The 21,470-nt window shown below is 74.2% G+C and carries 22 protein-coding genes, 1 tRNA gene and 1 riboswitch; of the genes, 11 read left to right on the top strand and 12 right to left on the bottom strand.

Features of this window, described 5'->3' with window-relative positions; translation table 11 throughout:
- Positions 1–108 precede the first annotated feature (108 nt).
- The 4 genes from LG395_RS35745 to LG395_RS41330 all read right to left on the bottom strand — a co-directional run bounded on the left by LG395_RS35745 (position 109) and on the right by LG395_RS41330 (position 3,515).
- The gene (locus LG395_RS35745) at positions 109–900 is read right to left on the bottom strand and encodes an amino acid ABC transporter ATP-binding protein (protein ID WP_171150701.1); all 792 of its coding nucleotides are present in this window, start codon (positions 898–900) and stop codon (positions 109–111) included.
- Positions 897–1,880: an amino acid ABC transporter permease gene (locus tag LG395_RS35740; protein ID WP_171150702.1), complete on the bottom strand. Its 984-nt coding sequence runs from the start codon at positions 1,878–1,880 to the stop codon at positions 897–899. Before LG395_RS35740 ends, LG395_RS35745 begins: the two co-directional genes overlap by 4 nt.
- Positions 1,881–2,234: 354 nt before the next feature.
- A riboswitch (SAM riboswitch) is annotated at positions 2,235–2,345 on the bottom strand.
- A gap of 77 nt (positions 2,346–2,422) precedes the next feature.
- Positions 2,423–3,310 (bottom strand): glutathione S-transferase C-terminal domain-containing protein, encoded by an 888-nt coding sequence (locus LG395_RS35735; protein ID WP_225813038.1) that lies wholly within the window; start codon positions 3,308–3,310, stop codon positions 2,423–2,425.
- 82 nt (positions 3,311–3,392) lie between these two features.
- Positions 3,393–3,515: a putative leader peptide gene (locus LG395_RS41330; RefSeq protein ID WP_263983426.1), complete on the bottom strand. Its 123-nt coding sequence runs from the start codon at positions 3,513–3,515 to the stop codon at positions 3,393–3,395.
- A gap of 140 nt (positions 3,516–3,655) precedes the next feature.
- Between LG395_RS41330 and LG395_RS35730 the strand changes: the two genes are divergently transcribed.
- The 7 genes from LG395_RS35730 (at position 3,656) to LG395_RS35700 (ending at position 10,830) form a co-directional block, all read left to right on the top strand.
- Positions 3,656–4,816, top strand: coding sequence for an NAD(P)/FAD-dependent oxidoreductase (locus LG395_RS35730; protein ID WP_225813035.1), 1,161 nt, complete (start codon positions 3,656–3,658; stop codon positions 4,814–4,816).
- On the top strand, positions 4,813–5,115 hold the full coding sequence (locus LG395_RS35725; protein WP_225813025.1) for a (2Fe-2S)-binding protein: 303 nt from the start codon (positions 4,813–4,815) through the stop codon (positions 5,113–5,115). Before LG395_RS35730 ends, LG395_RS35725 begins: the two co-directional genes overlap by 4 nt.
- The gene (locus LG395_RS35720) at positions 5,108–6,505 is read left to right on the top strand and encodes an FAD-dependent oxidoreductase (RefSeq protein ID WP_225813023.1); all 1,398 of its coding nucleotides are present in this window, start codon (positions 5,108–5,110) and stop codon (positions 6,503–6,505) included. Before LG395_RS35725 ends, LG395_RS35720 begins: the two co-directional genes overlap by 8 nt.
- A gap of 79 nt (positions 6,506–6,584) precedes the next feature.
- Complete coding sequence (locus LG395_RS35715) at positions 6,585–7,484, top strand: dihydrodipicolinate synthase family protein (RefSeq protein WP_171150707.1); 900 nt, start codon at positions 6,585–6,587, stop codon at positions 7,482–7,484.
- 14 nt (positions 7,485–7,498) lie between these two features.
- Complete coding sequence (locus tag LG395_RS35710; protein WP_225813022.1) at positions 7,499–8,500, top strand: proline racemase family protein; 1,002 nt, start codon at positions 7,499–7,501, stop codon at positions 8,498–8,500.
- Between the two features lie 23 nt (positions 8,501–8,523).
- Positions 8,524–9,219, top strand: a complete 696-nt coding sequence (locus LG395_RS35705) for a GntR family transcriptional regulator (RefSeq protein WP_225813020.1) — start codon at positions 8,524–8,526, stop codon at positions 9,217–9,219.
- Positions 9,220–9,396: 177 nt separating this feature from the next.
- On the top strand, positions 9,397–10,830 hold the full coding sequence (locus tag LG395_RS35700; protein ID WP_225813019.1) for an amino acid permease: 1,434 nt from the start codon (positions 9,397–9,399) through the stop codon (positions 10,828–10,830).
- 18 nt (positions 10,831–10,848) lie between these two features.
- Here the strand turns inward: LG395_RS35700 and LG395_RS35695 are convergent, their stop codons facing one another.
- From LG395_RS35695 to LG395_RS35680, 4 genes are all read right to left on the bottom strand, one after another.
- Entirely contained in the window at positions 10,849–12,066 is a 1,218-nt protein-coding gene (locus LG395_RS35695) for a sensor histidine kinase (protein ID WP_225813016.1), read from the bottom strand.
- 34 nt (positions 12,067–12,100) lie between these two features.
- Positions 12,101–13,855: a sodium/solute symporter gene (locus LG395_RS35690; RefSeq protein ID WP_225813014.1), complete on the bottom strand. Its 1,755-nt coding sequence runs from the start codon at positions 13,853–13,855 to the stop codon at positions 12,101–12,103.
- Between the two features lie 49 nt (positions 13,856–13,904).
- Positions 13,905–14,144 (bottom strand): hypothetical protein, encoded by a 240-nt coding sequence (locus tag LG395_RS41815; protein ID WP_372463510.1) that lies wholly within the window; start codon positions 14,142–14,144, stop codon positions 13,905–13,907.
- Positions 14,145–14,391: 247 nt separating this feature from the next.
- A complete protein-coding gene (locus LG395_RS35680) occupies positions 14,392–15,183 on the bottom strand; it encodes a LytR/AlgR family response regulator transcription factor (RefSeq protein ID WP_225813010.1) in 792 nt (263 codons plus the stop codon).
- Between the two features lie 183 nt (positions 15,184–15,366).
- Here LG395_RS35680 and LG395_RS35675 point away from each other — a divergent pair, with 183 nt between their 5' ends.
- Both LG395_RS35675 and LG395_RS35670 read left to right on the top strand, forming a co-directional pair.
- A complete protein-coding gene (locus LG395_RS35675; protein WP_225813008.1) occupies positions 15,367–15,819 on the top strand; it encodes a MerR family transcriptional regulator in 453 nt (150 codons plus the stop codon).
- 13 nt (positions 15,820–15,832) lie between these two features.
- Positions 15,833–16,900 (top strand): NAD-dependent epimerase/dehydratase family protein, encoded by a 1,068-nt coding sequence (locus LG395_RS35670; RefSeq protein WP_225813006.1) that lies wholly within the window; start codon positions 15,833–15,835, stop codon positions 16,898–16,900.
- Positions 16,901–16,992: 92 nt separating this feature from the next.
- Here the strand turns inward: LG395_RS35670 and LG395_RS35665 are convergent.
- Positions 16,993–17,066 (bottom strand) — tRNA-Pro (locus LG395_RS35665).
- A 45-nt stretch (positions 17,067–17,111) separates the two neighbouring features.
- Positions 17,112–18,542, bottom strand: coding sequence for an MFS transporter (locus LG395_RS35660; RefSeq protein WP_225813004.1), 1,431 nt, complete (start codon positions 18,540–18,542; stop codon positions 17,112–17,114).
- A gap of 240 nt (positions 18,543–18,782) precedes the next feature.
- Between LG395_RS35660 and LG395_RS35655 the strand changes: the two genes are divergently transcribed.
- On the top strand, positions 18,783–19,361 hold the full coding sequence (locus LG395_RS35655; RefSeq protein WP_225813002.1) for a TetR/AcrR family transcriptional regulator: 579 nt from the start codon (positions 18,783–18,785) through the stop codon (positions 19,359–19,361).
- Positions 19,362–19,389: 28 nt separating this feature from the next.
- On the opposite strand, the gene LG395_RS35650 is transcribed toward LG395_RS35655, so the two are convergent.
- Positions 19,390–19,905: a hypothetical protein gene (locus LG395_RS35650; RefSeq protein ID WP_171150718.1), complete on the bottom strand. Its 516-nt coding sequence runs from the start codon at positions 19,903–19,905 to the stop codon at positions 19,390–19,392.
- Positions 19,906–20,035: 130 nt separating this feature from the next.
- Here LG395_RS35650 and LG395_RS35645 point away from each other — a divergent pair, with 130 nt between their 5' ends.
- Entirely contained in the window at positions 20,036–20,380 is a 345-nt protein-coding gene (locus LG395_RS35645) for a cupin domain-containing protein (RefSeq protein ID WP_225813000.1), read from the top strand.
- Between the two features lie 24 nt (positions 20,381–20,404).
- Here the strand turns inward: LG395_RS35645 and LG395_RS35640 are convergent, their stop codons facing one another.
- The gene (locus tag LG395_RS35640) at positions 20,405–21,412 is read right to left on the bottom strand and encodes a LacI family DNA-binding transcriptional regulator (protein ID WP_225812997.1); all 1,008 of its coding nucleotides are present in this window, start codon (positions 21,410–21,412) and stop codon (positions 20,405–20,407) included.
- Between the last annotated feature and the right edge of the window lie 58 nt (positions 21,413–21,470).

Genomic DNA, 21,470 nt, shown 5'->3' with positions numbered 1-21,470 from the left:
GCGTGGCTGTCCTTGTCTCGCTGATGAGGGTGAGCGCTGGGAGTGCGGTGGGGGTGGGTCTGGGAGGGCCCGGACGGCGGGATCGGGCGCCGTGCCGTGGCGGCGCGGTCAGAGCACCTTGCCGAGGAACTCCCGGGTCCGTGCGTGCCGGGGCCGGTCCAGCACCTCGCCGGGCGGGCCCTGTTCGACGATCCGCCCGCCGTCGATGAAGACGACCCGGTCGGCGACCTCGCGGGCGAAGCCGATCTCGTGGGTGACGATGACGAGGGTGGTGCCGCTGGTCGCCAGGTCCTTGATGACGGCCAGCACCTCGCCGACGAGTTCGGGGTCGAGCGCCGAGGTCGGCTCGTCGAAGAGGATGATCCCGGGCCGCAGGGCGAGGGCGCGCGCGATGGCGACGCGTTGCTGCTGTCCGCCGGACAACTGCCGCGGGTAGGCACCGGCCTTGTCGCCGAGACCGACGCGTTCCAGGAGTTCCCGGGCGAGCTCCTGGGCCGCCGCCCTGGTCAGCCTGCCGGTGGCGGCGGGGGCCGCGGCGACGTTCTCCAGGACGGTCAGGTGCGGGAAGAGGTTGAAGTTCTGGAAGACGAAGCCGATCCGGCCGCGCTGGGCCAGGATGGCGCGCTCGCTGAGTTCCTTGAGCCGGTCCCCGTGCCGTTTCACCCCGATCAGCTCGCCGCCCACGCTGACGTGGCCGATCTCGGGCTTCTCCAGGTGGTTGACGACCCTGAGCAGCGTGGACTTGCCGGAGCCGGACGGCCCGAGGATCACGGTGACCTCGCCGGGGCGGACGGTCAGGTCGATGCCGTCGAGGACGCGGTGGGTGCCGTACCACTTGTGGACGCCGTGCACTTCGAGCGCGGCGGGGGCGGCCTTCGGCAGGGTCTGCGCGGTGGTCATACGGCGGCCTCCCGGCTCAGCCGGGCCCGCAGGCCGGCGAGACCGGCCCGGGCCTTCTGCAAGGGGGTCGGCGGCAGGGTGCGGGTGGCGCCCCGGGCGTAGTACCGCTCGACGTAGAACTGGACGACGGACACGGCGCTGGTGAGGATCAGGTACCAGACGGTGGCGACCATCAGCAGCGGCACCACGTCACCGGGGTAGGTGCTGCCCATCGACTGCACCGCGCCGAACAGGTCGAGCAGCGACACGTAGAACACCAGGGACGTGCTCTTGATGAGGCCGATCAGCTGGTTGACGTAGTTCGGGGTGATGGACCTGAGGGCCTGCGGGAAGACGATCCGGCGGAACTGGTAGCCCTTGGGCAGGCCCAGGGCGGCGGCCGCCTCGTGCTGTCCCTGGTCGACGGAGAGGATGCCGCCGCGGACCACCTCCGCCGCGTACGCCGCCTCGTTGAGGCTGAGGCCGATGACGGCGATCGTCATGTCCGTGGCCAGCCGGGACTCGTCGAAGGTGACGAAGGCGGGACCGAACGGCACCCCGAGGCTCAACGTCTTGTACAGGGCACTGAAGTTGTACAGGAAGATCAGCACGACGATGAGCGGCACGGAGCGGAACAGCCAGGTGTAGGTCCAGCTGGCCGCGCGCAGCACCGGGCTCCCGGAGAGCCGGGCGAGTGCCAGCAGGATGCCGCCGAGGAGCCCCAGGACGGCGCTGAGCGCGGCGACTTCGAGGGTGACGAGGAGGCCGTCGAGGACGGTGGGGCGCAGGAACCAGTAGCGGAAGCGGTCCCACTGGTAGAAGGGGTTCGTGACCAGTCCGTGCAGGATCTGCGCGACGAGCACGATGACGGCGGCGGTGACGATCCACCGGCCGGGCCGGCGCAGCGGCTGGACCCGCTGTGCTGACAGGGTTTCTGACGGTGTGTCGGCGATGGCCGGCGCCTCGGCTAGGGAGACGGCGGCGCCTGGGGGTTCACTCATGGCGGGCTCCGGCGGAGTCGGTCACCCCGGGGCCGCGCGGGAGCGGCGGTGGGCCACGACGGCACTGCGGCGCGAGGCGGCGCACGGACGGGCGCGGAACCGGGGGCTGGGCGGACAACGGCACACCGGAGGGACGGTGTGCGGTGGGAACGCGGGGGCTGGGAGGCGGAGGTCAGCCCTGACAGCGGGCAGAGCCCGGCGCGGTACACAGTGCGCTGTTCACGCGGAGCAGATCGACGGCGCGGTCGGCGACGAGGAGACCGGCGTACGACGGTACGCAGCCCTGGGGGCGGCTCGCGGCCGTCCTTGGAGCTGCGTACATGGCGTCACCTGTCACTGTTCCGGCCCCGTGGGGCCTCGCGCTTACCGAAAACGTCGTCCGGTCCGGTCGTCACCTGGGGCACCCCACCGCGGTGCGAGGGTTGCCGGTCAGCGAGCCAGGGCTTGGCGCTGACGCTCATGACCGTTCTGAGCGGTAAGTAAGGCAGTTGCCCGTTCGAATGTCAACGGACGTCCGCCAAGTGGACATCGGCGGCCCGCTCTCACCTGCGGGAAGTGTCCGTGGTGTCCGCGGCGTGGCCTGCCCAGTCCAGGATCTGGACAGCGGCTCCGGCGGCCTCCAGGCCCTGGCAGCGGCCGTGGTGGCGGCGGGCGATGCCGTCCAGGTCGAGGTGGCGGCCGAAGGCGGGGTGGGCGGCCAGGCGGCGGGCGTAGGCCCACAGGGCGCGGTGGTCGGCGATGCGCTGCACGGCGCAGGCGTCGAGGTGGCAGCGGTGGACGGTGTCGAGCTGCACGAGGGTGACCCACAGCTCGATGTCGGCGGCGGTGAGCCGGTCGTCGGCCAGGTACTCCTCGCCGCTCAGCCGCCGCTCCAGGCGGCCCAGGGTGTCCAGCAGCACGTCGAGGGCGGCGGCCCGTTCGGCGGGGCCCGCCCCGGCGCGTCCGGCGCGCTGGGCGGCCTCCTCGATGCCCTCGGCGCACATCCGCTCGACGGCCTCGATCACGGACTCCAGGCCGCCGGGGTACAGGCGGGCGTCGCCGTTCGGCCGGAACCGGTCGAGGTCGCGCAGGATGTCGGGGGTGTGGGTGCTGACGATGCGTCCGGACCAGTCGTCGCTGAGCACGGGCGCCAGCGCCGGGCCGGTGTAGTGGTGGGCGCTCGCCTCGTAGAGCGGGCGGAGCGCCGCGTGGCCGCCGCCGGGACAGTCCGGGACGGCGGGCAGGAGGGTGACGGGACAGCGGCCGTCCAGGCCGAGCAGACTGTGGCCGACGGCGAGGCGCAGCCCGTCGGGGCAGGCGGTCGACAGGTGGAGCCGGTAGCGGTGCGGCACGGCGTAGTGGCCGCTGCGCGCGTCCCGGCCGATCCGGCCCCGGAAGACGGGCGCGGTACCACGGGTGGACGGGACGGCGGCGAGCGGAGTGATGGACATGCGTCTCCCCGGGTGGTGGGTGTGCGGAGGGGCGCGCCGGCGCGGGCGTGACCGGTCGGTGGGGGCGGAGGGGCGCCCCGGCTCAGCGGTGACGGCGGATCGCGCTGCAGACGCGCTGCAGGTCGATGTGGCGGCGGGAGGTGAGCAGGGGTGCGCGCAACGGCGTACGGCCGGTCCGGCCCGTGCCCGTTTCGCCGCGCGCCATGATTCCCTACCTGTTCACTAGGATTCCCTCCCTGGAGTGTCGATCGGGCTCCGTACGACGTCAAGGGGGCGTCCACGCCTGGGAACCGGGGTCGGTGCCGGGTACTCCTCAGCGAGAGGAACATGTGACATAGTACTGGCGTGGCGAAGCGACTGACCTGCGATGTCGTGGTCGTCGGGGCCGGCATCACGGGCGCGGCCTGTGCCCTGTACGCCGCGCGCGCCGGACTCGACGTACGGCTGGTGGACCGGGGCCCGGTGGCCGGCGGCACCACCGGGGCCGGCGAGGGCAACCTGCTCGTCTCCGACAAGGAGCCGGGCCCGGAACTCGGACTCGCCCTGCTGTCCGCCCGGTTGTGGGCCGGGCTGGCGCAGGAGCCGGGCGCCGCGATCGAGTACGAACCCAAGGGCGGCCTCGTGGTCGCCCCGACCCCCGGCACCCTGGCCGCGCTGCGGGACTTCGCCGCGGACCAGCGGGCCGCCGGCGTCACCGCCGTGCCGGTCGACGCCGGGCGACTGGCCGAGCTGGAACCGCACTTGGCGCCCGGCATGGCGGGCGCGGTGCACTATCCGCAGGACGCGCAGGTGATGCCCGCGCTGGCCGCCGCGCACCTGGTCCGTGTCTCCGGCGCCGCCCTGCACACCGGCCGCACGGTGACCGGGGTGCTGCGCACCGCGCGGGGGGCGGTCCAGGGCGTCCGCACCGACCGGGGCGACATCCACGCGCCGGCGGTGGTGAACGCGGCCGGGACCTGGGGCGGCGGCCTCGCCTCGCTCGCCGGCGTCCGGCTGCCGGTACTCCCCCGGCGCGGTTTCGTGCTGGTCACCGAGCCGCTGCCGCGCATGGTCCGGCACAAGGTGTACGCCGCGGACTACGTGGCCGACGTGGCCAGCGACTCGGCCGCGCTGCGCAGCTCACCGGTCGTGGAGGGTACGGCCGCCGGTCCCGTCCTGATCGGCGCCACCCGGGAACGGGTCGGCTTCGACCGGTCGCTGTCGCTGACCGCGACGCGGGCGCTCGCCGCCGGGGCGATCGGGCTGTTCCCGTTCCTCGAGCGGGTCCGCGCGCTGCGCGCGTACGCGGGCTTCCGGCCGTACCTGCCGGACCACCTGCCGGCGATCGGGCCCGATCCGCGGGTGCCCGGCCTGTTCCACGCCTGCGGGCACGAGGGCGCCGGCATCGGACTCGCCCCCGGCACCGGGCTGTTGACCGCGCAGGCGCTCACCGGGAAGGCGCCGGAACTGGACCTCACGCCGTTCCGGCCGGAGCGGTTCGACACCGAGGGAGGCGACGCCGGGTGAATCCCAGGAAGTTGACGCGGGCCCGGCCGGGGCCGCCCTGCACCGTGAGCCTCGACGGCCGGCCCCTTCAGGCGCTGCCGGGCCAGACGGTCGCGGCGGCGTTGTGGGCGGCGGGCGTGACGGCCTGGCGCAGCACACGGGGCGCCGGGCGGCCCCGCGGGGTGTTCTGCGGGATCGGGGTGTGCTTCGACTGCCTGGTCACCGTCAACGGCCGCCCCAACCAACGGGCGTGCCTGGTCCCGGTGCGCCCGGGCGACGACATCCGCACTCAGGAGGGGACGGGCCGGGCCGATGACTGAACGACCGCGCCTCGCCGTCGTCGGCGCGGGCCCCGCCGGGCTCGCGGCGGCGCTGGCGGCGGCCGCACGGGGCGTCCAGGTGACCCTGGTCGACGCCGCCGACCAGGCCGGCGGACAGTTCCACCGGCAGCCCGCCGCCGCCCTCGGCGCCCACCGGCCGCAGGCCCTGCACCACCGGTGGCGCACCTGGACGCGGCTGCGCGACGGCCTGGACCGGCACCGCGCGGCCGGCCGGATCACTCACCTGACCGACCATCATGTCTGGTGCGTGGCAAGGGACTGCGCTTCCGGCGCGTTCGCCGTGCACGCCCTGCTCGGCCCCGCGCAGGAGGACGGTGTCACCGTGCGCGCCGACGCGGTGGTGCTCGCCACCGGCGGGTACGAGCGGGTGCTGCCCTTCCCCGGCTGGACACTGCCCGGGGTCGTCACGGCGGGCGGCGCCCAGGCCATGCTCAAGGGCGGCCTCGTACTGCCCGGCCGCACGGTGGTGGTGGCCGGGACCGGGCCGCTGCTGCTGCCGGTGGCCGCCGGGCTCGCCGCGGCCGGCGCACGCGTCGCCGCGCTGGTGGAGTCAGCCGGCCCCGGCGCCCTGCTCCACCGGGCACCCGCCCTGGCCGCACAGCCGGGCAAACTCGCCGAGGGCGCCGGCTACGCGGCCCGGCTGCTGCGGCACGGCGTGCGCACCCTGGCCCGGCACACCGTCGTGGCGGCGCACGGCACCGACCGGCTGGAGGCGGTGACGGTGGCCGCGCTCGGCCGGGACGGGCACCCGCGGCCCGGCAGCGCCCGGCGCATCCCCTGCGACGCCCTGGCCGTGGGGCACGGCATGCTGCCGCACACCGACCTCGCCGAGACCCTCGGCTGCGCCCTGTCCGGCACCGCCGTACGGGTCGACGCCGAGCAGCGCACCGACGTGCCCGGCGTCTGGGCCGCCGGGGAGGCCACCGGCGTCGGCGGCGCGGCCCTCGCGCTCGCCGAGGGGCACATCGCCGGGCGCTCGGCCGCCGCCCGGCTGCACGGCACCGCCCCCGACCCGCACGGCTGGGCCGCCGCGGCCCGGGCCCGCACCCGGCTCACCGCGTTCGCCACGGCCCTGGACGCGGTGTACGCCCCACCGGCGGGCTGGGCGGACCGCATCCCGGACGAGACGGTGGTGTGCCGCTGTGAGGAGGTGACCGCCGGGGAGGTGCGCGGGTCCGTCGAGTCGCTCGGCGCCGGGGACCTGCGCACGGTGAAGCTGCTCACCCGGGCCGGGATGGGCTGGTGCCAGGGGCGGATGTGCGCGCCCGCGGTGGCCGGCCTGACCGGCTGCCCGCTCACCGCCGGACGCCGGCCGTTCGCCCGCCCGGTACCGCTCGGCGTCCTGGCCACCCTGCCGGAGCCGGAGTGAGGCGACAGCCCGCCACACTCCGGACCCACCGTCCACACCGCTCAGTGATATGTCACACCCCATTGAATGAGGGATCACCATGACCCACCCCGAGCACCACCGCCCCTGGCGCGGCATCCTCGTCGCCACCGCCCTCCCCCTGCGCGCCGACCTCTCGGTCGACCACGACCGCTACGCCGAGCACTGCGCCTGGCTGGTCGCCAACGGCTGCGACGGCGTCGTGCCGAACGGCTCGCTCGGTGAGTACCAGGTCCTCACTTCCGAGGAGCGCGCCCGGGTGGTGGAGACCGCCGTGGCGGCGGTCGGCGGGGAGCGAGTGATGCCGGGCGTCGCCGCGTACGGCTCGGCCGAGGCCCGCCGCTGGGCCGAGCGCGCGGCCGAGGCCGGCTGCGCGTCGGTGATGCTGCTGCCGCCCAACGCCTACCGCGCCGACGAGCGCTCGGTCCTCGCCCACTACGCGGAGGTCGCCAAGGCGGGTCTGCCGGTGGTGGCGTACAACAACCCGATCGACACCAAGGTCGACCTGGTGCCCGAACTCCTCGCCCGGCTGCACGGCGAGGGGCTCGTCCACGCCGTCAAGGAGTTCTCCGGCGACGTCCGCCGCGCCTACCGCATCGCCGAACTCGCCCCGGAACTGGACCTGCTGGCCGGCGCCGACGACGTGCTGCTGGAGCTGGCGGTGGCGGGCGCCAAGGGCTGGGTGGCGGGCTACCCGAACGCGCTGCCGCGCGCCTGTGCCGAGCTGTACCGGTCCGCGCTGGCCGGTGACCTCACCACCGCGCTCCCCCTGTACCGGCAGCTGCACCCGCTGCTGCGCTGGGACTCCAGGACGGAGTTCGTACAGGCGATCAAAGTGTCCATGGACGTCGTCGGGCGGTACGGCGGCCCGGTGCGCCCGCCGCGCGTCCCGCTGCTGCCCGGGCAGGAGGCCGCGGTCCGCGCGGCCACCGAGAAGGCCGTCGCCGCCGGCCTGGCGTGACAAGGAGCCTGACCATGCGCAGCACACTCGTCCTGCACGCCGTCGACTCCCACACCGAGGGCATGCCGACCCGCGTGATCACCGGCGGGATCGGCACCATCCCCGGCGCGACCATGAACGAACGGCGGCTGTGGTTCCGCGGACACCGCGACGACGTCAGACACCTGCTGATGAACGAGCCGCGCGGGCACGCCGCGATGAGCGGCGCGATCCTCCAGCCGCCGGCCCGCCCGGACTGCGACTGGGGCGTGGTCTACATCGAGGTCTCCGGCTACCTGCCGATGTGCGGGCACGGCACGATCGGCGTGGCGACCGTGCTGGTGGAGACCGGCATGGTGGAGGTCACGGAACCGGTGACCACGATCCGGCTCGACACCCCGGCGGGGGTCGTGATCGCCGAGGTCGCGGTGGAGGACGGCGCCGCGCGGAACGTGACGCTCAGGAACGTGCCGTCGTTCGCCGTCGCCCTGGACCGCGAGATCACCCTCCCGGGCGGCCGTACCGTCGGCTACGACCTGGCCTACGGCGGCAACTTCTACGCGATCCTGCCGCTCGACGCCTTCGGGCTGCCCTTCGACCGCGCCCGCAAGGACGACATCCTCGCGGCCGGCCTGTCCCTGATGGACGCGATCAACGCGCAGGCGGAGCCGGTGCATCCGGAGGACCCCTCCATCCGGGGCTGCCACCACGTCCACCTCTACGCGCCGGGCGCCACGGCCCGGCACTCCCGGCACGCCATGGTCATCCACCCCGGCTGGTTCGACCGCTCCCCGTGCGGCACGGGGACCAGCGCGCGCATGGCGCAACTGCACGCGCGCGGCGACCTGCCGCTGCACACCGAGTTCGTGAACGAGTCGTTCATCGGCACCCGCTTCACCGGCCGGCTGCTGGGGACGGCGGAGGTCGGCGGGGTGCCGGCCGTGCTGCCCAGCTTCACCGGCCGCGCGTGGATCACGGGGACCGCGCAGTACCTGCTGGATCCGGACGATCCGTTCCCGCGAGGGTTCGTCCTCTAGCGTCCTCTACACTCACCCCGGTGATGCGTGACATGGCACAGGACACCCAGGGCGCCGGGATGCCCGCGCTCCCCCGGCTCGGCGGCCGGCGGAGCAGCTACCGGGAGCGGGTCGCGGACGCCCTGCGTGCCGCGCTGATCGCGGGTGAGCTGCGGCCGGGCGAGGTGTACTCGGCTCCCTCGCTGGCCGCCCGGTTCGGCGTCTCGGCCACCCCGGTGCGGGAGGCGATGCTCGACCTGGCCAAGGAGGGGCTGGTCGACACCGTGCCCAACAAGGGTTTCCGGGTCACCGCCGTCTCCGACCGACAGCTGGACGAGTACACGCACATCCGGGAGCTCATCGAGGTCCCCACCGTGGTGGACCTCTCCCGCACGGCCGACCGCGTCTCCCTGGAGGCGCTGCGCCCGGCGGCCAGGGAGATCGTCACCGCCGCCGCGGCCGGTGACCTGATCGCCTACGTCGAGGCCGACACCCGCTTCCACCTCGGACTGCTCGCCCTCGCGGGCAACGGCCACCTGGTCGAGGTCGTCGCCGACCTGCGTAAACGCTCCCGTCTGTACGGCCTGACCGCCCTGGTGGAGGCGGGCCGGCTGCTCGCCTCGGCCGAGGAGCACCTGGAGCTGCTGGACGCCCTGCTGGAGCGCGACGAGGAGGCCGTGCGCGCGGTCATGACCCGGCACCTGGGGCATGTGCGCAGCCTGTGGGCGGCGACGGACTGACCGCCCGCGGCGCCGGACATCTCGCGGCCGGGCCCCCGCATCGCGACGCTTTTTGCGTGATCCGGGGGCCCGAACGGAACAAAAAGCGGCGATTTTGAGTCACATCGGCACATCCCCGACCATGGGACGCGTCCCGGTGACCCCGGGAACGTCAGTTCCATGAGAGGCGCACCACCCATGCACAACACCGGAACCGTCCCGCAGTCGGCTCCGGCCCCCGCGGAGATCCCCGCGGAGACCCCCACGGCTCCCGCCGGTGACCCGCACGGCGACACCGGCAGGCATGCCCGCCGGTTCGGCCTGCCCGTCGCCACCGCGCTGGTCATGGGCAACATCATCGGCGGCGGCATCTTCCTGCTCCCCGCGTCCATCGCCCCCTACGGCACGGTCAGCCTGGTCGCCTTCGGCGTGCTGACCGTCGGTGCCATCGCACTGGCCCTGGTCTTCGGCCGGCTCGCCGCGCGCGACCCGCGCACCGGCGGCCCCTATGTGTACGCCCGCGAGGCGTTCGGCGACTTCGCGGGGTTCCTCGCGGCCTGGTCGTACTGGATCACCACCTGGGTGTCGAACGCCGCGCTCGCCGTGGCCGCCGTCGGCTACCTCGACGTGCTGGTCCCCGTGAACCAGCACCGCTGGACCGCGTGCCTGGCCGCGCTGGTCCTGCAGTGGCTGCCCGCCCTCGCCAACTTCGCGGGCACCCGGTACGTGGGCGCGGTCCAGCTGGTGTCCACCGTGCTGAAGTTCGTTCCGCTGCTGCTCGTCGCGGTCGGCGGCCTGTTCTTCTTCGACCCCGACCGGCTCGGCCCGTTCAACTCCAGCGGCCAGGGCGCGGTCGGCGCGGTGTCGGCCTCCGCCGCCCTGCTGCTCTTCTCCTACCTCGGGGTGGAGTCCGCCGCGGTCAGCGCGGGCGAGGTCCGCGACGCCCGCCGCAACGTGGGGCGCGCCACCGTGATCGGCACCGCGGGCGCCGCGCTGGTGTACCTGCTGGGCACGTTGTCGGTGTTCGGCACGGTCGCGCACGACCGCCTGGTGACCTCCACCGCCCCGTTCTCGGACGCCGTGAACACGATGTTCGGCGGCGGCTGGGGCGGTACGGCCGTGGCGCTCGCCGCGCTGGTGTCGATGACCGGCTGCCTCAACGGCTGGACCCTGCTGAGCGCCCAGACGCCGTACGCGGCGGCCCGCGACGGGCTGTTCCCCAGCGCCTTCACGCGCCGGCGGCGGGGCGTGCCCACGGTCGGGGTGGGCGTGACCGTCGTCCTCGCCTCGCTGCTCACCGTCTACAACTACTTCTCGGGCTCGGGCCGGGTCTTCGAGGTCCTGGTCCTGGTCACCACGTTCACCGCGACGGTCCCGTACCTGCTGGCCGCCGCCGCGCAGATCTTCCACCTCCTGTCCGGCCGTCCCGGGGCGGTCGACCGGTCCCGGCTGGTGCGCGACTGCGTGGTCACCGCGGTGGCCGCCGTCTTCTCGGTGTGGCTGATGGCGGGCGCCGGGTACGCGGCGGTCTACCAGGGCGTGCTGTTCCTGTTCGTCGGGATCCTCGTCTACGCGGTGATGGCGGCACGGCGGCAGCGCAAGCGGGCACAGGCCTCGGCGACCGGGCGCTGACGTCCCGGCCGGCCTCCCTCAGGCGCTGCCGGACGCCGTACGCGGGGGCGTGCTGTGCACGCCGGGCCGGTACTTGGGGACGCGGATGGTGATCTTCATGCCGGCTCCGACGCCGGTCTCGATCACCAGCCCGTGGTCGTCGCCGTAGACCTGCCGCAGCCGCTCGTCCACGTTGCGCAGCCCGATGCCGGACGACGGGCTGCCCTCGCCGCGCAGGATCCGGCGGAGCCGGTCCGGTTCCATGCCGACCCCGTTGTCCTCGATGACGATCCGGGCCAGCGCCCCCTCGTCCAGCGCGGTGATGCCGATCCGGCTGCGCTCGACGCTCTCCTCCAGCCCATGCTTGACCGCGTTCTCCACCAGCGGCTGGAGGCACAGGAAGGGCACCGTCACGGGCAGCACCTCGGGAGCGATCTGGAGGGTCACGCGCAGCCGCTGCCCGAACCGGGCGCGGACCAGCTCCAGGAACTGCTCGACGGAACGCAGCTCCTCGGCCAGGGTGGTGAACTCGCCGTGCCGGCGGAAGGAGTAGCGGGTGAAGTCGGCGAACTCCAGGAGGAGCTCGCGGGCCCGCTCGGGGTCGGTGCGGACGAACGAGGCGATCGCCGCGAGGGAGTTGTAGATGAAGTGCGGGGAGATCTGTGCGCGCAGCGCCCGGATCTCCGCCTCGATCAGTCCCGTGCGGGCCCGGTCGAGCTCGGCGAGTTCGAGCTGGACGGACACCCAGCGCGCCACCTCCCCGGCGGCCCGCAGGAGGGCTGCCGACTCCCGGGCACCGAGCACGACGAGGGCGCCGAGCACCCGCCGGTCGACGGTGAGCGGCACGGCGGCGCCCCAGCGCACGGGGCAGTCCGGGTCCGGGCAGCCGACGGCGAAGCTCTGGGCGCGGCCGGTGTCCAGCACCTGGCGGACCCGGTCCGAGACGGTGTCCTCGTGGTGCCGGCCCGGTCCGTCCCAGGCCAGCGGCCGGTCCCGGTCGGTGAGGCCGAGCGCGGCCGCGCCGAACAGCGGCCGGAGCCGTCGTACCGCCTTGCGGGCCGCGTCCTCGGTGAGTCCGGCGCGCAGCGGGGGCGCGGCCAGCGACGCGGTGTGCAGGGTGTGGAAGGTGGCGCGTTCCACGGGGGTGCCGGGGTCCGTCCCGCCCTCGGCGGCGCGGCGGGCCACCAGGCGTCCGGCGGCGAGGCCCCCGGCGAACAGCAGCGGGGCCCCGGCGGCGAGGAGGGCGAACCCGTTCACGCGCGGGCCCCCTCGACCGTGGGCCGGTGGGTCGTCATGAGGTGGTCACTCCTCGGCGGGTGGTGGGCGCGCCCTGGCCGGCGGGGCGTTCGGGCAGGTGGAGGCGGGCCATGGCGGCCTCGGTGCCGGCCGGGATCCGGTGCCGGGTGGCCAGGGAGACCAGGATCATGGTCAGGAAGCCGAGCGGTACGGACCACACGGCCGGCCACGCGAGCAGGGTGTGCGCCCAGCCGTCGGTCAGGGGCCCAGCGATGGTCAGGGCGACCGCGACGAGGGCGCTGCCGCCGCCGGTGAGCAGTCCCGCGATGGCGCCGGGTGCGGTGAGGCCGCGCCACCAGATGCCGAGCACCAGCAGCGGGCAGAAGGAGGAGGCGGCCACCGCGAAGGCGAGGCCGACCGCGTTGGCGACGGGGAGGTTGCCTGCGGCCACGCTCACCGTGACGGGCACGGCGACCGCCAGGAGCGTCGCCAGCCGGAAGTGGCGCACGCCGAGCGAGGGCAGGACGTCCTGGCTGAGCACGCCCGCGACGGACAGGGTGAGCCCGGAGGCGGTGGACAGGAAGGCCGCGCAGGCGCCGGCGGCGATCAGCGCGCCGAGCAGGTCGCCGCCGGCGCCGCCGACGAGCCGTTCCGGCAGGACGAGCACCGCGGCGTCCGTGGTGCCGGTGAGCAGCAGGTCGGGGGCGTAGATCCGGCCGAGCAGGCCGTAGAGGGGCGGCAGCAGGTAGAAGCCGCCGACCAGCGCGAGCACGATCACGGTGGTGCGCCGGGCGGCGCGGCCGTCGGGGTTGGTGTAGAAGCGGACGAGGACGTGCGGCAGCCCCATGGTGCCGAGGAAGGTGGCGAAGATCAGCCCGTACGTCGTGTACAGGGGGTGATCGTCCTTGCCGCCCGACAGGGGCGCCGCCCAGCTGGAGGCTCCGGTGCGCCGTCCGTCGTCGGACTCTAGCCCGGGCACCGGGGAGTCCGGCGGGAAGCGGAGGGTCGTCCCGGCGCGGACCTGGTGCACCCCGGGGTCCAGCAACAGACGGCCGCCGTCGTAACCCTGTCCGTCCACGGCGCCGGTCACCACGGCCCGCAGCGGCGTCTCGATCCTGATGCGGACGGTGGTCTCGACGGTGACCTGGGTGTGCCGGCGGAAGGTCGGCGGCTCGTCCAGGGCGTCGGCGGGGCGCGGGTCGCCGTGCCAGGCGAGCACCAGGAAGATCGCGGGCACGAGGAGCGCGGTCAGTTTCAGGCAGTACTGGAAGGCCTGGACGAAGGTGATGCTGCGCATGCCGCCGGCGGCCACGGCCAGGGTGACGACGACGGCGACGAGCACCCCGCCGAGCCAGCGCGGTGCGCCGGTGACCAGGCCCAGGGTGAGGCCCGCGCCCTGGAGCTGGGGCAGCAGGTAGAGCCAGCCGACGCCGACGACGAGCACGCTGGCGACGCGCCGGGCGGCCCGCGACTCCAGCCGCGCGTCGGCGAAGTCGGGCAGGGTGTACGCCCCGGAGCGGCGCAGCGGGGCGGCGACGAACACGAGCAGCACGAGGTAACCGGCGGCGTAGCCGACGGGGAACCAGAGCATGTCGACGCCCTCGGCGGCGACGAGTCCGGCGATGCCGAGGAAGGAGGCCGCCGACAGGTACTCGCCGCTGATGGCCATGGCGTTGAGGTAGGGCGGGACGGTGCGGGAGGCGACGTAGAAGTCGGAGGTGGTGCGGGAGATGCGCAGCCCCGCCGAGCCGATCACCAGGGTCGTGACGACCGCAGCGGACACGGCCACGATGCCGTACGTCTGGTTCACCCGGCGGCCCCCGCGCGGCCGGGCCGGTGTCGTCGGGCGTCGGTCACCGTCAGGCCCTTTCGGCGAGGTCCGCGGTGTCCCGTTCGTTGCGTTCGGCGCGTACGACGTACCAGCGGCCGAGGACGACGAGTGCCGGGTAGACGGCGACGCCGAGTACGGCCCAGACGATCAGGGCGCTGCCCGGCCGGGCTCCCGTGTCCGGCAGGGCCGTGAAGACGAGGGGCAGCGGCCCGAGCAGTGCGACGAGCAGGCCGAACGCGACGAGGCCCAGCCGGAGTTGACGGCGCATCAGGGCACGCAGGGCGAGGGATTCGACGGCCGGACGCTCCTTGCTCCCCCGGACGGCACCGGGGCGGGCGTCACCTCGGCCCGCACGGCTCCCCCGGCCTGCGTGGTCCACGCGGGCGGCACGCGGAGTCCCCGTGACCACTTCACGTCGAGGAGTCCCAGGTGCACCCATGCCGCGTCCTCCGACCGCGATGATCACACTTCGCAGTGGAGTGTACGCACCAGGGAACCAAAGCGACAGCTTCCGGTCAGCGACCGTTGCCGGGCGGGTCCGTCGTGGCCTTCCCGAACAGCAGGTCCCGCAGTTCACGGGCGCAGCGACGGCTCACGACCAGCACCGACGCGCCGATCCTGACCGTCAGCCTGCCCCCGTCGACCCGCAACGTGTCGATGCGGGCCAGGCAGACGAGATGGCGCCGGTGGATCCGCACGAAACCGCTCGCCCGCCAGCACTCCTCCAGCGTGGACAACGGGATGCGCACCAGGTGGCTGCCGTGGCGGGTGTACAGCCGCGCGTGGTCGCCATGGGCCTCGGCACGGGTGATGTCGGCGACGGACAGGAACCGTGTGCCGCCCTCGCCGTCCACCGCGACACCGTCGGCGAGCGACCGGGCCCCGGGCGGGTGCCCCGGGTGGGGGGCGCGGTCGGCCGCGACCAGCTCGGCGACCCGCCGGACCGCCTCGGCCAGACGCTCGCGCCGCACCGGCTTGAGCAGCCAGTCGACGACCCGGAGCCCGGGCACCCGCAGGGCGTGTTCCCCGTGCTGCGCGTGCGCCGTGACGAAGACGACGCGGGGTGGCTCGGCGCGGCGGGCGAGCAGCCGGGCGAGGTCCAGGCCGCCGAGACCCGCCATGCGGATGTCCAGGAACACCGCGTCGACGTCCGCCGCGCCGTCCGGCTCCCGCGGGCCCAGCCGCCGCAGCGCCTCGGCCGCTTCGAGGACCCCTTCGGCCGACCGCACCCGGGGATCGGCCCGCAACAGGAACAGCAGTTCGGCGAGCGCCGGTTCCTCGTCATCGACGGCCAACACCCGAAGCACGGCGGCTCCCCCCGGCGGACGGACGGGAACCGCGGGTGCGGTGTCCCCGTGCGGGAGCACGCGACGGGGAGCCGCCGGGTTCAACGGGACGTGCCTCCGGCTCGCCCCCTGCGGGGTGACGCGCGTCGCATCGCCGCGTTCCGGTTTGACCTCAAGCGCTTGAGGTGCCGGAGGCTTGATGCCATGGCAGGAAGCACAGACCGAGCGGCGGATCTGACCATCCAGGAGATGGCCCGGCGATCCGGTTTCACCGAGCCCACACTCCGCTACTACGAGAAGATCGGCCTGCTGGGCAGGGTCGCCCGCGACGAGTCCAGCGGTCATCGCCGCTACGACCCGGCGACCGCGGACCGTGTCGAGGCACTGGCCTGCCTGCGGTCGGCGGGGATGACGGTCAGCGGAATGCGCCGCTATCTGGACCTGCTCGCCCGGGGCGACTCCGCGGCGGCCGAACAGCGGGACCTGTTCGCCGTACAGGCGGAGAAGCTGGCCGCCGACATCGAGCGGCTCCGGCTCCGCCTGGCGTATCTGCGCGGCAAGGCGGACCTCTGGGACGCCCGGGTCCGTGGGGACACCGACGCCGAGAAGCGGGCGATCGACGACGTCACGCGCGTAATGAACCAGTTCACCGACTGAAGGACCGAGCAGCATGAACACGAAGAAGGACGTCACCCCCGCCTCAGGGCGCGGGAGGGTGCTCGTCACCGGTGGCACCGGCCTCGTCGGCAGCCACTCGGTCGCCCGGCTGACAAAGGAGGGCTATCCGACCCGTGTGACCGTCCGGGAACCGGGCCAGGAGGCCCGGGTCCGGGCGGCGCTCCGGCGGGCCGGGGTCGATCCGGCGGACCGGCTGGAGTTCGCCGTCGCCGATCTCGGCGCCGACGCCGGCTGGGCGGAGGCCATGGACGGTGTCGGGCACGTACTGCACCACGCCTCGCCCTTCCCCACCACGCCACCGAGGACGGAGGACGACGTCGTCCTGCCGGCCCGTGACGGTGCGCTGCGGGTCCTGTCCGCGGCCCGGAAGGCCGGCGTCCCCCGCGTGGTGATGACGTCGTCCTTCGCCGCGGTCGGATACACGGCGAAGCCCGGCAACCGCTACTCGGAGGAGGACTGGACCGACCCGGACACCGAGGGCCTGCCCGCCTACCACAGGTCGAAGGTGCTCGCCGAGCGCGCGGCCTGGGACTACGTCCGCGACCACGGGGACATCGAGCTGGCGGTGGTCAACCCGACCGGCATCTTCGGTCCCCAGCTGGGCGACCGGCCCTCCGCTTCCGTCGGCCTGGTCGCCGACATGCTGACCGGACGGATGCCCGTGGTGCCGGTCATGTACTTCGGCGTCGTCGACGTACGGGACGTGGTGGACCTGCACCTGCGCGCCATGCTGGACCCGAGGGCGGCGGGAGAGCGTTTCATCGCCGTCGGCGGACCGTCCGTCAGCCTCTTCGGCATGGCACAGGTCCTGCGTGAGCACTACCCCGCCGCGGCCGGTCTGCTGCCCGCCGAGGAAATGACCATCGAGCGGGTGCGAGAGGCCGCGAAGACGGAACCGGCCCTGCGCGCCGCCGCGGCCCTGGGCGGCCGCGTCCCCGTCATCAGCAACGAGAAGGCCCGTTCCGTGCTGGGGTGGGAACCGCGCGGCATCGTCGAGACGATCGTGGCGACCGCGGACGGCCTGATCCGGTCGGGACTCACCCTGCCCGGGACCGGCTGAACCGCCGCGATCCGGGCCGTCCGGTCCCCGGGCACGGCACAGGGCCGGTTCCGGATGGCTCCGGAACCGGCCCTGGCGACGACTCTCACGAGTCGGGACGACAGGATTTGAACCTGCGACCCCTTGACCCCCAGTCAAGTGCGCTACCAAGCTGCGCCACGTCCCGCCGCGGTCTCACGCGGAGCGTTCCGCGTGATCACGCAGGTCAACCCTACCGCACCTGAGCGGGTGCCCGTGTCGGCCCCGGTACGACTTCGGGGGCGGCCGGGCGGCGGGTGCGGTGGACCGGGACGAGGAGGGCGGCTCCGGTCGCGGCCAGGCAGAGGACGGCGAGCAGGGCCCAGGCGTGGGTGTAGCCGGAGGCGTAGGGCAGGCCCGAGGGCTGGAGCCGGCCGGTGACCAGGACGCTGGTGAGCGCGGCGCCGACCGAGCCGCCGATGGTGCGGATGTTGGCGTTCATGCCGGTCGCGGCGCCGGTCTGCTCGGCCGGCACGCTGCCCACGATCAGGTTCGCCATCGAGGCGAAGGCGAGTCCGATGCCGAGGCCGAACAGGCCCGAGACGACGGCCACCTGCCACTGCTCGTCATGCCACAGGGTCAGGAGGCCGCAGGCCAGCGCGCCGAGCCCGGCACCCGCGGTGAGCAGGGCCTTCGCGCCGACACGGGGCTCCAGACGGCCGGACAGGACCCCGGAGAGGAACATCGCGACCAGCATCGGCAGCATGAGCAGACCGGACGCGGTGACGCTGGCGCCGAAGCCGTAGCCGGCCGCGGACGGCGTCTGGACGAAGCCCGGCAGGAAGGACCAGATGGAGTACATGCCGGCGCCGAACAGCAGCGCGGCCGCGTTGGTCGTCCACACCGCGGGCAGCCGCAGCACCCGCAGATCGATGAGCGGGGACCGCGAGCGGGCCTCGGTCGCCAGCCACACGCCGAACAGCACGACGGCGGCGGCGAACAGACCGAGCACCTTCGCCGAGCCCCAGCCCCACTGGCCGGCCTGGCTCAGCGGCAGCAGCAGGGCCACCAGCCAGCCGGACAGCAGCACGGCCCCGCTCCAACTGACCTTCCCCTCGGCCCGCTTGGGCGACTCGGGGACGTAGCGCAGCGCGATCAGGACCGTCGCGGCGACGATCGCCACCGGGATCCAGAACAGCCAGCGGTAGTCGAGCGCGGACACGATCGGGCCGGCGGCCACGATGCCGACCCCGCCGCCGGCGGCGATCACGGCGGAGAGGTTGCTGATGCTGCCGCTGACCTCGCCGGGGGCGAACTCGTCCCGGATGATGCCGAAGGAGAGCGGGAACAGGGCGCCGCCGACGCCCTGGACGACCCGGGCGATGATGAGCACGCCGATGTTCGGGGCCAGCGCGGCGACGAGACAGCCCGCGAGGACGGCCAGCAGGACGGCGACGAGGGTCCGCTTCTTGCCGACGAGGTCGCCGATCCGGCCGAGGATCGGGGTGAAGACCGAGGCGGACAGCAGATAGGCCGTCATCACCCAGGTCGCGGTGGACTGCGAGGTGAGCAGGGCGTGCTGGACGGTCGGCAGGGCCGGCGCGATCAGCGACTGGAGCATGGAGAACACGCCGGCACCGGTCGCGAGGACCGCGAAGGTGAGGCGAGTGGACGCGCGGGGCATGAGGAAGCCTCTCCGGAATCAGGGATGCGGAGGGAGAACGAGGACAGGGAGGGCATTGCCGGGTGAGCCGGATACCGGGGGCGCGGTCGTGCGGCCGCGCCACGGGAAGGACAGGAGGCGGCCCCGCGGGCCGCGTCCGGCCACGGCGGAGCCGACCTCGCACTGTTAAAGTGGAGGTATGCCTCCACTGTAGCGGAGGTAGACCTCCGGTTCCAGTCGATTCCCTCCCGGGAGGCAGCAGTGACGGCCACGCCGTTCCCCGTCGGCGAGATCGTGGCGGCCCGCCGGCCGCACCGTAAGGACGCCGCCCGCAACTACGACGCCCTGCTCGACGCCGCCCGCGAGGCGTTCGCGGAGCACGGCGCCGACGCCTCCCTGGAGGACATCGCCCGCCGGGCGGGGGTCGGCATCGGCACCCTGTACCGGAACTTCCCGACCCGCCGCGACCTGTTCGAGAGCGTCTACGCCGACGAGGTCAACGCCCTGTGCCGGGCGGCCGTGGAGCTGGCGGGCCGGGAACCGTGGGAGGCGCTGACGGCCTGGCTCAACCGGTTCGCCGGGTACATGGTCACCAAGCGCGCCGTGCGCGAGGCCCTCGACGGCGAGTCCGGCATCTTCCAGTCCTGCCGCGACTCGATGTACGCGGCCGGCGGCCCCCTGCTGGAGCGCGCACAGCGGGCCGGCGTCGCCCGGGCGGACATGGACTTCGGCGATCTGCTGCGGATGGTCGCCGGGATCACCGCGACGGCGTTCGAGGACGACGCCCAGCGCGACCGGGTCCTCGCCATCGCGCTGGACGGAGTGCGCGCGTCCCGCTGAAGCCCGCCGGTCCCCGGGCCGCCCGCCCCTACTTGATGACCGCGTTCGCCACCACCACCACGACCCCCAGGCAGGCGTCCCCGAGTCCCATGAGGACGGCGGTCGGCCAGCGGCGCGCCGTCCAGCGGGCGGTGACGAGGCCGATGCCGAAGAGGATCACGGTGTTGAGGACGAACGCCGCGTACTCGACGCCCTTGGCGGGCCACCACCCCCAGCGCGCGCCCGCGAGCAGGAAGACCGTCGGCAGCACGGCCGTGACCAGCGGCCACTCGTTGCGCATGGCGAGCAGGACGTCCCACCGGCCGTGCGGGGTGCGCTCGGCGATGTAGTGGGCGTACCCGTGGGCGAGGGCGGAGGCGCACGCGGTCACCAGCACCCACGCGGCGTCGTAGCCGCGGACGTCGGCGGACGTGTGCCCGTACTGGGTGAGCGCCGCGACCATCGAGCTGGCGAGGACGGCGCCGTACACTCCGCCGAACAGCACGATCTCCCGTGTGTCGTGCTGCCGGGGCGGCGCCGGGCCGGCCGCCGTGGAGTCAGCCATGTCCCCACGATCACCCGTGCCCCGCGCCCCCGCCAGCCGGCGCTCCCCGACGAAGTGTCCTCCGACCAGGCCCGATGCCCCACACCCTGTCCATGGCGGCGCGGCGTGCGCACCGGAGAGGGTCGGCCGCATGACGCACAGCTTCGCGCTCCACATCCCCGACGCCGGCCTCGCACCCGAACCCCTGGACCCGGGGCGGATCGTGGCCGGGAACCCCGAGGTGACGGGGAAGGTGGTGTGGGAGTCGGCGGACGGCAGGCAGCTCCGCGGGATCTGGCAGATCACGCCGGGAGTGGTCACGGACACGGAGGCGGACGAGATGTTCGTGGTGATCAGCGGCTCGGCGACCATCGAGGTCGAGGACGGGCCGACGCTGCGGGTGGGGCCCGGCGACATGGCGGTGCTGCGCGCGGGAGACCGTACGACGTGGACCGTGCACGAGACGCTGCGCAAGGCCTACGCGATCAACCTGTGAGGCCGTCCGCCGACGCGCGGCCGGTCAGCCCGTGAGGCCGTCCCCGGGCGGCCCCGTCGTCCCCCGGACCTCCAGCGTCGGCGCGGCCAGCCGCACCCGCCCCTCGCCGCCGGGTCGCTCGAAGCGGTCCAGCAGACAGCGGGCGGCGCGCCGGCCCACCTCGTGCGGAGCGGTGTCGACGGTGGTCAGCCAGAGGTGCCGCAGCCGGGAGACGCCGGTGTTGTCGTACCCGGTCACCGACAGCTCGGCGGGCACCCGCACCCCCAGTTCGCCGGCCGCCGACAGCGCGCCCACCGCGGCCATGTCGTTGACGGCGAAGAGCGCGGTGGGCCGCTCGCGGCGGCTGAGCAGGCGGACGGTCCCGCGGTAGCCGCCCTCCTCGGTCAGGTCGCCGGGTTCGACGAGCGGTTCGGCGCCGTGCGCCCGCATCGCCTCCTCGAAGCCCCGCCGGCGCAGCGCGCCGACGGCGCCGTGGCCGGCCAGGTGCGCGATGCGGCGGTGGCCGAGCCCGAGCAGGTGCTCGGTGGCGAGCCGGGCGCCCCGCTCGTCGTCCCCGGCGACGACGTCCACGCCCGGCGGCTGCGCCTCGCGCGCGCCCGCCACGACCACCGGCATCCGCGGCGCGAGCGCGCCGAGGCCGACCGCGTCCGGGACCGTGCCGACCACCACCAGTCCGTCGACGCCCAGGTCCAGGAAGGGCTCGGCGAGGTCGTGGCCCATCCGCCGGCCCAGGCGGGCGTCGGCGAGGATCATGTGCAGACCGGCCGCGTGCAGCGGGGAGTTGAGCCCGTCGAGCAGTTCCACGAACCAGGGGTTGCGCAGGTCGTCCAGGAGGACGCCGATGGTGCGGGTGCGCCGTTCGCTGAGGCTGCGGGCCGCCGCGTTCGGCCGGTAGCCCAGCTCGCGTACGGCCCGCAGCACCACCTCCCGCTTCTCGGGGCGCACCGGACCGGAGCCGCGCAGCACCAGCGAGACGAGCGACTTCGACACGCCCGCCCGTTCGGCCACGTCACGGATCGTCGGCGGTCTCATGGGGTGGACCGTTCCACGCGCCGTGCCGCGCTGTCAAAGGGTTGACACGCTGGTCATG

The organism is Streptomyces spinosus, assembly GCF_020400655.1.
Classification (GTDB): Bacteria; Actinomycetota; Actinomycetes; order Streptomycetales; family Streptomycetaceae; genus Streptomyces; species Streptomyces argyrophylli.
Note: the sequence above shows the minus strand (reverse complement) of the source record. Positions and strands in the feature narration are given on the sequence as shown.

Coding starts and splice junctions, on each gene's coding strand:
- LG395_RS35660 (WP_225813004.1), bottom strand. CDS start 18,542: ATGCCCCGCGCGTCCACTCGCCTCACCTTCGCGGTCCTCGCGACCGGT.
- LG395_RS35645 (WP_225813000.1), top strand. CDS start 20,036: ATGACGCACAGCTTCGCGCTCCACATCCCCGACGCCGGCCTCGCACCC.
- LG395_RS35720 (WP_225813023.1), top strand. CDS start 5,108: ATGACTGAACGACCGCGCCTCGCCGTCGTCGGCGCGGGCCCCGCCGGG.
- LG395_RS35640 (WP_225812997.1), bottom strand. CDS start 21,412: ATGAGACCGCCGACGATCCGTGACGTGGCCGAACGGGCGGGCGTGTCG.
- LG395_RS35675 (WP_225813008.1), top strand. CDS start 15,367: ATGGCAGGAAGCACAGACCGAGCGGCGGATCTGACCATCCAGGAGATG.
- LG395_RS35700 (WP_225813019.1), top strand. CDS start 9,397: ATGCACAACACCGGAACCGTCCCGCAGTCGGCTCCGGCCCCCGCGGAG.
- LG395_RS35705 (WP_225813020.1), top strand. CDS start 8,524: ATGCGTGACATGGCACAGGACACCCAGGGCGCCGGGATGCCCGCGCTC.
- LG395_RS35735 (WP_225813038.1), bottom strand. CDS start 3,310: ATGTCCATCACTCCGCTCGCCGCCGTCCCGTCCACCCGTGGTACCGCG.
- LG395_RS35745 (WP_171150701.1), bottom strand. CDS start 900: ATGACCACCGCGCAGACCCTGCCGAAGGCCGCCCCCGCCGCGCTCGAA.
- LG395_RS35650 (WP_171150718.1), bottom strand. CDS start 19,905: ATGGCTGACTCCACGGCGGCCGGCCCGGCGCCGCCCCGGCAGCACGAC.
- LG395_RS35670 (WP_225813006.1), top strand. CDS start 15,833: ATGAACACGAAGAAGGACGTCACCCCCGCCTCAGGGCGCGGGAGGGTG.
- LG395_RS35710 (WP_225813022.1), top strand. CDS start 7,499: ATGCGCAGCACACTCGTCCTGCACGCCGTCGACTCCCACACCGAGGGC.
- LG395_RS35740 (WP_171150702.1), bottom strand. CDS start 1,880: ATGAGTGAACCCCCAGGCGCCGCCGTCTCCCTAGCCGAGGCGCCGGCC.
- LG395_RS41815 (WP_372463510.1), bottom strand. CDS start 14,144: ATGCGCCGTCAACTCCGGCTGGGCCTCGTCGCGTTCGGCCTGCTCGTC.
- LG395_RS41330 (WP_263983426.1), bottom strand. CDS start 3,515: ATGGCGCGCGGCGAAACGGGCACGGGCCGGACCGGCCGTACGCCGTTG.
- LG395_RS35715 (WP_171150707.1), top strand. CDS start 6,585: ATGACCCACCCCGAGCACCACCGCCCCTGGCGCGGCATCCTCGTCGCC.